The following is an 8801-nucleotide window of genomic DNA, read 5'->3' on the forward strand; positions in this document are numbered from 1 at the left end:
AGGAGGGGTATCACAACTGTCAGGTTGTTGTCCTCCTTATGGGTACCATTTTAAAATCCCTGTTTTTCTATTTCATGATTTCGTTGTATATATCATCAAGATTTACAACATTTGAACGATCAGTAAATTCAATCTTGATTGGATCATTTTCTTCATATCTTGGAATAATATGAATATGGAAATGATGCACTGTCTGGCCAGCGACTTCTTTCGCATTAGTAAGAATATTACATCCTTTTGCATGCATATTCTCTACAATCTTATTTGCAAGCTTCTGAGCCACTTTCATACAATGTGCCATCACTTCTGGGTCTGCTTCTAAAAAGCTATCATAATGTTCCTTAGGAATAACGAGTGTATGTCCATTAGTAGTCTGTGATAAATCTAAGAACGCAATACAAGTATCATCTTCATATACAACTTTGCCAGGAATTTCCTTTGCGGCAATCTTACAAAAAATACAATTATCCATCATATAAAACCTCCTGTCTTTATTCTAACACAAAAGAGACGCTCTCACGTCTCTTAGTCTACATATTTACTAGAAATTTTCTTGATCTGTTTCTTAACCTTTTTATCTTCAACAGTGAACTTATATTTCTTTAAATAATAAGATTCAATATCTGTTTTCACATCGCCAAGGTTTAATAAGTTTTCAACAATATCATTCTTCTGAGCATTCTTATCAGTGTTGTATACATATACAACTGCATATTTACCAGTACTTAATTTAACTGCTTCCTTATATACACCATCAGTCTTTAATGAAGTAAACTTGCTTAAAGCTTTGATGATCTTCTTATCAACTGTAGTAGTAGAACTCTTACTGCATACAAAACCTAAATCAGTAGAACTAGAACTATTTGCATTCATTAAAGCAGTCATTGCATCTGCATTAGTCACTGTCTTTAATGCTTTTAATGCATCAGATTCTTTACTATACTCAACAATCTTTAAATAAGAAACATTATATTTCTTACATACATCATTGAACTCTGTATCTAAATATTTTTCTTCTAATAGTTCAGATTTTGCTTCTGGTACAACGACTTCCTTCTCAAAAGCCTTTGCATTACTATAACCCTGATTCTTTGCATAAGTTTCAAAAGAACCAGAATATTCAGCATAACGATTCTTTTGTTCCTTTACTTTTGCATCAATTGCATCCTGGTCAGTAATCTCTTTTGCAGTGATCTTATTGTAAGCTTCATTTAATACTTCATTGGCACCATAGTTGTCTAATAAGTATTCATATAAACCTTTCTTAGTCACACTTACATCACCACTGATTACTTCTGTTGAACCATCCTTTACAGAACTTGTATAACCATCTTTATCAGCAGTCACAATATAAGCTGTAATCACTCCTACAACAAGGACAATCGCAATGACAAGTAATGCAATCATTTTCTTAGTAAGTTTAAAAGGTTTCTTTTCAACTTCTACTTTATGGATCTGTTTGTATTCTGCCATTCTCATTACTTCCTTTCTGCAGATCTAGACTTTAAGCCTTCTTTAATTGCTTCATTGACTGCTTTTTTAATCTTTGCATCTTTATATTCAATATCATAAGTCTTGAATGCAAGATAAATGATTTGATCATCATAAGTAAGTAATGGAGACTGGATAGTCACATTCTTTAATTTCTTCTTAATCTTTTCTTTACTAGTAGAAGTACACTTTAAGATATAATAACCATCAGTACCTGTTAATACATCAGAAGTCTGTCCTTCAGTTAAAGAGAAAGCTGCTTCATTAATTGTACTACCATAAGTATTTGTTAAGTTACTTGTAGTATCTACAACACCTAAAGAACCTTTTGCACTCTTAGTCGTAGAATCATCTGAATAACTCTTAGCAACATCACCGAAGCTCTTACCATCCTTTAATAATTCCTGCACTTCTTTTAACTTCTCTTTTTCAGAATCAGTAGGATTAGAAATATCAGAAACAGAAATCTTAATCATAGAGATCATACGAGGTGTGGCAACCTTATAATAATCTTCAAATACAGTATCATAATGTGTTTTTACATAGTGTTTGACTAATTCTGCATACTGTAAAGAATAAATAAGTTTCTTCTTATATTCACTTTCACTTGCGTAGCCAGCACTCTTTAAATCGCTCTTAAACTGTTTTTCATAAGAATCTTCACCATATTTGCTCTTATAAGAATTCTTAATACTATCAAGCATATCACTTGCATTATCTTTCATATCACTTGTAATAGGATATTGTTTATTGATCAACTGATCAAGAACATACTGGAATGCTGCTGACTTACCTGAACTAGTAGAAATTAATGTATCATAAACATCATCTGCATAAACATGACCTTCACTAGTTGAAGCCACTACGCTCTTTCCATCTACAGTTTTACCACCACAGCCACTTAGTAATAAAACACTCGCTAAACATAGCGCCGCTATTTTTTTGGCTTTCATACGTACCCTCCTTGCATAACATATATATTATACATGGTAGGTGATTTTTTTCAAATAATTACCCATGTTTCACATAAAAAGACATAATTCTTTATCATATTATTTGAGGTTGAACGTTTAATCTTTTATAATGATTCTCGAGGTGAAAAAAAGATGTCAGTTTTGAGTATAAAGGATCTTCATGTTGCGATTGGCGACAAGGAGATTTTGAAGGGAATTAATCTAACAATTAATACAGGAGAAACACATGCATTGATGGGTCCTAATGGAAATGGGAAGTCAACATTATTAGGTACAATCATGGGTCATCCTAAATATAAAGTAACTCAGGGTACAATCACATTAGATGGTGAAGATGTTCTTTCTATGAGTGTAGATGAAAGAAGCCGTAAAGGATTATTTTTAGGAATGCAGTATCCACAGGAAATTCCAGGTGTCACAAACTCTGATTTCCTCCGTTCTGCAATGAATGCGAGAAGAGAAAAACCATTAAGTCTTTATCAGTTTATTAAGGCTATGGACCATGCAACAGAAGACTTAGAAATGGATAGTAATTTAGCTCATCGTTATTTAAATGAAGGGTTCTCAGGTGGAGAAAAGAAACGCAATGAGATTCTTCAGATGAAATTACTAGAACCTAAATTCGCATTATTAGATGAAATTGATTCAGGTCTAGATGTTGATGCGTTACGTATCGTCGCTGATAATATCAATGAGATGAGAGAAACAAAAAAGGAAGACTTTGGTCTAGTTATGGTTTCTCACTATGAAAGATTATATGAATTAGTAAAGCCTACACATGTACATGTATTAGTAGATGGAAACATTGTAGTAGAAGGTGGCTTTGAACTAATTGAAAAGATCAACAATGAAGGATATGAATGGGTAAAGAAAGAATTAGGCATTGAACTCCAAAAAGAAGATGAAGACGTTGTTTCTATTGGGGTATGTGGCCATAAGGTGACAAGCAATGTATAGTTTTGAACACTATATTCATTTTGTGGATGGGAAGGTAACAGAAGATAATCTTCCTAAAGAAGTTGTTGTGAATGATACAACAATCACATTCAAGTATGGAGAACCCATTCAGCTTCATGTAGTGGTAGATGTAAAGAATGAAATGTCACTACATTATGTATTTGAAGACAATGTCTATGCAGAAGTGATTGAAACAAGACATGTTGAAGAAAACGGCGTATTAAATCGTACATTTACTAACGGTGCTTATTCACATGTTAATTTCTTTAATGAAAATGAAGGAACAGGAAAGAATACTTATCTAGATGAAGGACATTCTTCTCATGATAGTATGCTTCAGCTTGGCTATTCTGAATTATCTGATGCTTCTATTGAAGCCTCTTATACATTTGAATTAGATGGTGAAGGGGCAGATGTCAGATTAAGAATGGCGGCTTTATCAAAGGATAAAGAAAAGAAACATTATAAGGTGCATATAAAACATAATGCACCACATACTACTGGTATCATGGATAACTATGGTGTTGCGAAAGATGAAGCACATCTTGTGATTGATGGTATTGGTACAATTACAAATGGACAGAATGGTTCAGCATCACATCAGACAAATAAGATCATTGTCTTTGATCCAAAATGTTATGCAAGTGCAAATCCATTCTTATATATTGATGAATATGATGTCCAGGCCTCTCATGCAGCTGGTGTAGGGAAGATGGATGAAGAACATCTTTATTATTTACAGTCACGTGGTTTGACTAAACGTCAAGCTATGCAGCTGATTACTTATGGTTATTTAATGCCAGTAGTCGAAGTTGTAGATAATCAGATGATCAAGGAACGTTTTGAATTGGCGTTATCAAAGGTAGGTGCTTAGTTATGGTGAATTGTAAGGATACAAGAAAAGACTTTCCAATGTTGGATGGAAAGACATTGATGCATGGCAAGCCACTGATTTATTTTGATAATGGTGCGACTACATTAAAGCCTCAATGTGTGATTGATGCAGTATGTGAATATTTATCTAGCTATTCAGGAAATGCCCATCGTGGAGATTATGATTTATCTCATCAGGTGGATGTTGCTTATGAAGAAGCGAGAGAAGCAGTTCAGCATTTTATTCATGCAAAGAGAAAAGAAGAAGTTGTATTTACAAGTGGTTCAACAGATTCACTTAACTTAATTGCGAATGGTTATGCCAAAACACATTTAAAAGCAGGTGATGAAATCCTTTTGAATGTGGCAGAACATGCCTCTAATACATTAGCTTGGTTTGATGTCGCAGAGGAAACAGGGGCTGTTGTGAAATATATTGAACTAGATGAAGAAGGTCGTATGACATTAGAAAATGTCAAGAAGGCTGTAACAGAGAATACAAAGATTATTTCACTTGCGATTGTGACAAATGTATTAGGTTATGAAGTACCTATCAAGGAAATCACAGAATATGCGCATTCTAAAGGTATTATTGTAGTGGCAGATGGGGCACAGAGTGTACCACATATTGTTACAGATGTTGTACGTGATGATGTGGACTTCTTAGCTTTTTCAGGTCATAAGATGTGTGGTCCTACAGGTGTTGGTGTTCTTTATGGTAAATATGAGTTATTAGAAGAAACAAAGCCTACACGTTTTGGTGGAGGATCTAATTCACGCTATAACAGCTGTGGACTTGTCACACTAAAGGAACCACCTTATAAATTTGAAGCAGGTACACCTCATATTGAAGGTGTGATTGGCTTAGGTGCAGCTGTTAAATACTTACAGAGTATCGGTATGGAAAATATCCGTAAAAGAGAATTAGAATTACGTCATTATGCAATTGAGAAGATGTCTCAGTTGGATAATGTCACTGTATATAACCCAAACTCAGAAGGGGCTATTGCTTTTAATATTAAAGATGTCTTTGCGCAGGATGCAGCCAGCTTATTTAATACTTATGGTATTGCGGTTAGAGCGGGTGAACATTGTGCAAAGATTCTAGACGAGTTCTTAAAAGTAAGAACAACTTGTCGTGTCTCTTTCTATTTCTATAACACTGAAGAAGAAATTGATCAGTTTATTGAAGCATGTAAGAAAGGAGATGATTTCCTTGATGCATTCTTTGGATGATCCAATGATCATGAGAGAAATTATTATGGACCATTATCAGAATCCTAGAAACCATGGACTTGTAGATGATGATTCATATCAGAAAGTCAATATGGATTCAAGTACATGTATTGATGACATTGATGTCCAGGCTAAGTTTAATGGTGATGTAGTGGAAGATGTGCGTTTTGATGGTGAAGCATGTGCCATTTGTACTGCCTCTACTTCTATCATGACTGAACTAGTTAAAGGAAAAACAAAAGAAGAAGCAGCGCATATTGTGGATAACTATATGCATATGATTTATGAAAAAGAATATGATCCAGAACTTCTTGAAGAAGCGATTGCGTTTAAGAATACGCATAAGCAGGCCAATCGTATTAAGTGTGCGACTCTAGGCTGGACTGGATTCTTAAAATTATTAGAAGGAAGCGAGGAATAGAGATGGCTATTGAGAATCTTAATATTCCACAAGCTGAAGTGATAGAAGATCATCCTGATGAGGATGTATCTGTCTTCAAAACACCTAAAGGGTTAAATGAAGATATCGTTAGAGAAATATCAGCCATTAAAGAAGAACCAGAATGGATGACTGAATACCGTATCAAGTCATTAAAACAGTTCTTAAAGATGCCAATGCCTAAGTGGGGTGTTGATTTATCTAAGATGGATTTTGATGATTATACATACTATAATCGTCCATCAGATACTAAAACAGATAAATGGGAAGAAGTACCAGAAACAATTAAGAATACATTTGATCGTTTAGGTATTCCTGAAGCAGAACAGAAGTTCTTAGCTGGGGCAAGTGCTCAATATGAATCTGAAGTTGTTTATCATAATATGCTTGAAGAAGTCAAAGAGAAGGGTGTTATCTTCTTAGATATTGATTCTGGATTAAAACAATATCCAGAAATCTTCAAGAAGTATTTTGATACTGTTATTCCATATTACGATAACAAGTTCTCTGCATTAAATGGGGCTGTCTGGTCAGGTGGATCATTTATTTATGTACCACCTCATACTAAATTAGATAAGCCATTACAGTCATATTTTAGAATCAATTCTGAACGTATGGCACAGTTTGAAAGAACTTTAATTATTGTAGATGAAGGATCTGATATCCATTATGTAGAAGGATGTACAGCACCTTCATATTCTAAAGATTCACTTCATGCCGGTGTTGTAGAAATTATTGTCGGCAAGAATGCACATTGTCGTTATACAACAATCCAGAACTGGTCTAAGAATATCTATAACCTAGTAACACAGCGTGCTAAAGTTATGGAAGGTGGATCAATGGAATGGGTGGATGGTAATATCGGTTCACTTGTTACTATGAAATACCCTTGTTGCGTTCTTGCAGGAGAAAGAGCCAAGGGTACAGTTATTACTATTGCGGTAGGAGATAAAGGTCAGATCATTGATTCTGGGGCTAAGATGATTCATGCAGCACCTCATACATCAAGTCAGATCATTTCTAAATCTATTGCCAGAAATGGTGGTAAGACAAACTATAGAGGACTTGTCCGTCATAACAAGAATGCGTATGACTGTAAGAGTAAGGTAGAATGTGATACATTAATTCTAGATAAGATTTCTACAAGTGATACAGTACCTACAAATATCATGGCCAATAATGATTCTATTATTGAACATGAAGCCACTGTATCTAAAGTATCAGAAGATCAGCTCTTCTACTTAATGAGCAGAGGTCTCACTAAAGCACAGGCAACAGAGATGATTGTCATGGGCTTCATTGAACCATTCAGCAGAGAATTACCTATGGAATATGCTGTTGAATTAAATCAGCTTATTAAGCTTGATATGTCAGAAGATGCTATTGGATAGAAAACAGATGATTAAGAAACGTCTCGCTTTAGAAGAAGAGACGTTTCTTTCTTATTCAAAAAGAATTGCCTCTTATCTAGAAGAAATGCCTGCATTTAAGAATGCGAAAAGAATAGGATTTTATATGTCTTATCGTCATGAAGTGGATACACTTCATTTGATTGAGAAATATATATTAGAAAAGGAAATCTATGTGCCAAAATGTGTAGGAGATGAATTAGATTTCCAAAGAATATATACTATGGATGATTTAAAAGAGGGTGCTTTTCATATATTGGAACCTAATACAAATGAACATATGGATGTTAAAGATTTAGATGTGATTGTAGTACCATTACTTATGTTTGATGCAAATCATAATCGTATTGGCTATGGCCGAGGTTTTTATGATCGTTGTTTAAAGAAGACAAATGCTCTGACGATTGGTTTAGCATTTGATTTCCAGGAAGTAGAAAATACTCATCCTCACTCACTTGATGTTCCACTTAGTTACATAATTACACAAAAAGGTGTCTTCTAAGGCACTTTTTTTATAGTAACAAAGGTATAAATTTGATATAATAGATATGATTATGAGGTGTTTTATATGGAAAAAAATGTTGTAAAGAATATTCTCGCAGACATTGATCTGCGTCAAAATCTAATAAAATTAAAAGGGTCAATGACAGCTGCTGATACATTAGATGGACCTATTGTAGAAAAATTATGTGATTGTTTATCTCATGAAGATCCTAAGGTAAGAAAAAATGCGGCATTACTACTTGGATATACTAAAAATTCTATGATGGCTTCTGTTCTTTTAGATGCTTATAAGAATGAAGAAAAGGACTTTGTAAAAGATGCTTATTTAAAAGGTATGAGTCATTATGATTGTAAGCCTTATATTAAGGAATTACAGGAAATCCAGAATGAACTCATGAATTCAGAAGTAGTAGACAGCAAGCATATCAAAGCACAATTAAAGGTATTAAATCCGATGATTCGTTCTTATTCTTATCATAAGAAGAAATCAATCCGTTTATTGCATAAAGAAGTCGATGTTATTCTTACAACACTTCCTTATTATCAATATACACTTTTTGAACAGGTGAAGCATTTACGTTATAAACCAGTCGGACAGGGCGTATTAGTCCGTACAAAGGCTATTTATGACCTTCTAGGCTTACGTAATTATAGAGAAATGATTTTCCCATTATCAGGTTGTTCAGGACTTGCTCAGGATGGGCATTTAATTGGTAAACGTATTGCGCAAAGTAACTTGGTAGACGTACTACACCGTTTATATGATGCAGAAGGATGTTTCTATTATCGTTTGGTTGATCAAATGAGAGAAAAGAAATCAGCTGTTATCAATGATGTAGTTCAAGAACTCATTGAAGAAATGCCTTCACACTTACAGAATGTAACATCTGATTATGATATTGAAATACTTATTAGAGA

10 protein-coding genes are annotated in these 8801 nt (G+C 34.1%); 7 read left to right on the forward strand and 3 right to left on the reverse strand.

Annotated features, from left to right (window positions below; all coding sequences use genetic code 11):
* Positions 1-67 precede the first annotated feature (67 nt).
* Genes ACT8VG_RS04570 through ACT8VG_RS04580 form a run of 3 tightly spaced genes read right to left on the reverse strand, consistent with a single transcriptional unit; the run spans position 68 to position 2444 of the window.
* Positions 68-472, reverse strand: a complete 405-nt coding sequence (locus tag ACT8VG_RS04570; RefSeq protein WP_117458422.1) for an HIT family protein — start codon at positions 470-472, stop codon at positions 68-70.
* Positions 473-525: 53 nt separating this feature from the next.
* Complete coding sequence (locus tag ACT8VG_RS04575) at positions 526-1473, reverse strand: hypothetical protein (RefSeq protein ID WP_226793825.1); 948 nt, start codon at positions 1471-1473, stop codon at positions 526-528.
* 5 nt (positions 1474-1478) lie between these two features.
* Positions 1479-2444: a peptidylprolyl isomerase gene (locus ACT8VG_RS04580; protein WP_444195289.1), complete on the reverse strand. Its 966-nt coding sequence runs from the start codon at positions 2442-2444 to the stop codon at positions 1479-1481.
* Positions 2445-2597: 153 nt separating this feature from the next.
* On the opposite strand from ACT8VG_RS04580, the gene sufC reads away from it, so the two are divergent.
* The 7 genes from sufC to ACT8VG_RS04615 all read left to right on the forward strand — a co-directional run.
* Positions 2598-3422 (forward strand): Fe-S cluster assembly ATPase SufC, encoded by an 825-nt coding sequence (gene sufC / locus ACT8VG_RS04585; protein ID WP_195921500.1) that lies wholly within the window; start codon positions 2598-2600, stop codon positions 3420-3422.
* Positions 3415-4296 (forward strand): SufB/SufD family protein, encoded by an 882-nt coding sequence (locus tag ACT8VG_RS04590; RefSeq protein ID WP_217107132.1) that lies wholly within the window; start codon positions 3415-3417, stop codon positions 4294-4296. The genes sufC and ACT8VG_RS04590 overlap by 8 nt, the downstream gene beginning before the upstream one ends.
* A gap of 2 nt (positions 4297-4298) precedes the next feature.
* A complete protein-coding gene (locus tag ACT8VG_RS04595; protein WP_444195290.1) occupies positions 4299-5531 on the forward strand; it encodes an aminotransferase class V-fold PLP-dependent enzyme in 1233 nt (410 codons plus the stop codon).
* Positions 5515-5952, forward strand: coding sequence for a Fe-S cluster assembly sulfur transfer protein SufU (sufU, locus tag ACT8VG_RS04600; protein ID WP_006506422.1), 438 nt, complete (start codon positions 5515-5517; stop codon positions 5950-5952). Before ACT8VG_RS04595 ends, sufU begins: the two co-directional genes overlap by 17 nt.
* Before the next feature lie 2 nt (positions 5953-5954).
* Entirely contained in the window at positions 5955-7361 is a 1407-nt protein-coding gene (gene sufB / locus ACT8VG_RS04605; protein WP_006506421.1) for a Fe-S cluster assembly protein SufB, read from the forward strand.
* The gene (locus tag ACT8VG_RS04610) at positions 7354-7881 is read left to right on the forward strand and encodes a 5-formyltetrahydrofolate cyclo-ligase (RefSeq protein WP_444195291.1); all 528 of its coding nucleotides are present in this window, start codon (positions 7354-7356) and stop codon (positions 7879-7881) included. The genes sufB and ACT8VG_RS04610 overlap by 8 nt, the downstream gene beginning before the upstream one ends.
* Positions 7882-7947: 66 nt before the next feature.
* The coding region (locus ACT8VG_RS04615; protein ID WP_444195292.1) for a HEAT repeat domain-containing protein at positions 7948-8801 on the forward strand (854 nt) is incomplete at its 3' end.

Source organism: Catenibacterium sp. (assembly GCF_052354645.1).
Classification (GTDB): Bacteria; Bacillota_I; Bacilli_A; order Erysipelotrichales; family Coprobacillaceae; genus Catenibacterium; species Catenibacterium mitsuoka_A.

Excerpts from the sequence above, each read along its gene's own strand:
- ACT8VG_RS04570 (WP_117458422.1), bottom strand. The coding sequence starts at position 472 with ATGGATAATTGTATTTTTTGTAAGATTGCCGCAAAGGAAATTCCTGGC.
- ACT8VG_RS04575 (WP_226793825.1), bottom strand. The coding sequence starts at position 1,473 with ATGGCAGAATACAAACAGATCCATAAAGTAGAAGTTGAAAAGAAACCT.
- ACT8VG_RS04580 (WP_444195289.1), bottom strand. The coding sequence starts at position 2,444 with ATGAAAGCCAAAAAAATAGCGGCGCTATGTTTAGCGAGTGTTTTATTA.
- sufC (WP_195921500.1), top strand. The coding sequence starts at position 2,598 with ATGTCAGTTTTGAGTATAAAGGATCTTCATGTTGCGATTGGCGACAAG.
- ACT8VG_RS04590 (WP_217107132.1), top strand. The coding sequence starts at position 3,415 with ATGTATAGTTTTGAACACTATATTCATTTTGTGGATGGGAAGGTAACA.
- ACT8VG_RS04595 (WP_444195290.1), top strand. The coding sequence starts at position 4,299 with ATGGTGAATTGTAAGGATACAAGAAAAGACTTTCCAATGTTGGATGGA.
- sufU (WP_006506422.1), top strand. The coding sequence starts at position 5,515 with ATGCATTCTTTGGATGATCCAATGATCATGAGAGAAATTATTATGGAC.
- sufB (WP_006506421.1), top strand. The coding sequence starts at position 5,955 with ATGGCTATTGAGAATCTTAATATTCCACAAGCTGAAGTGATAGAAGAT.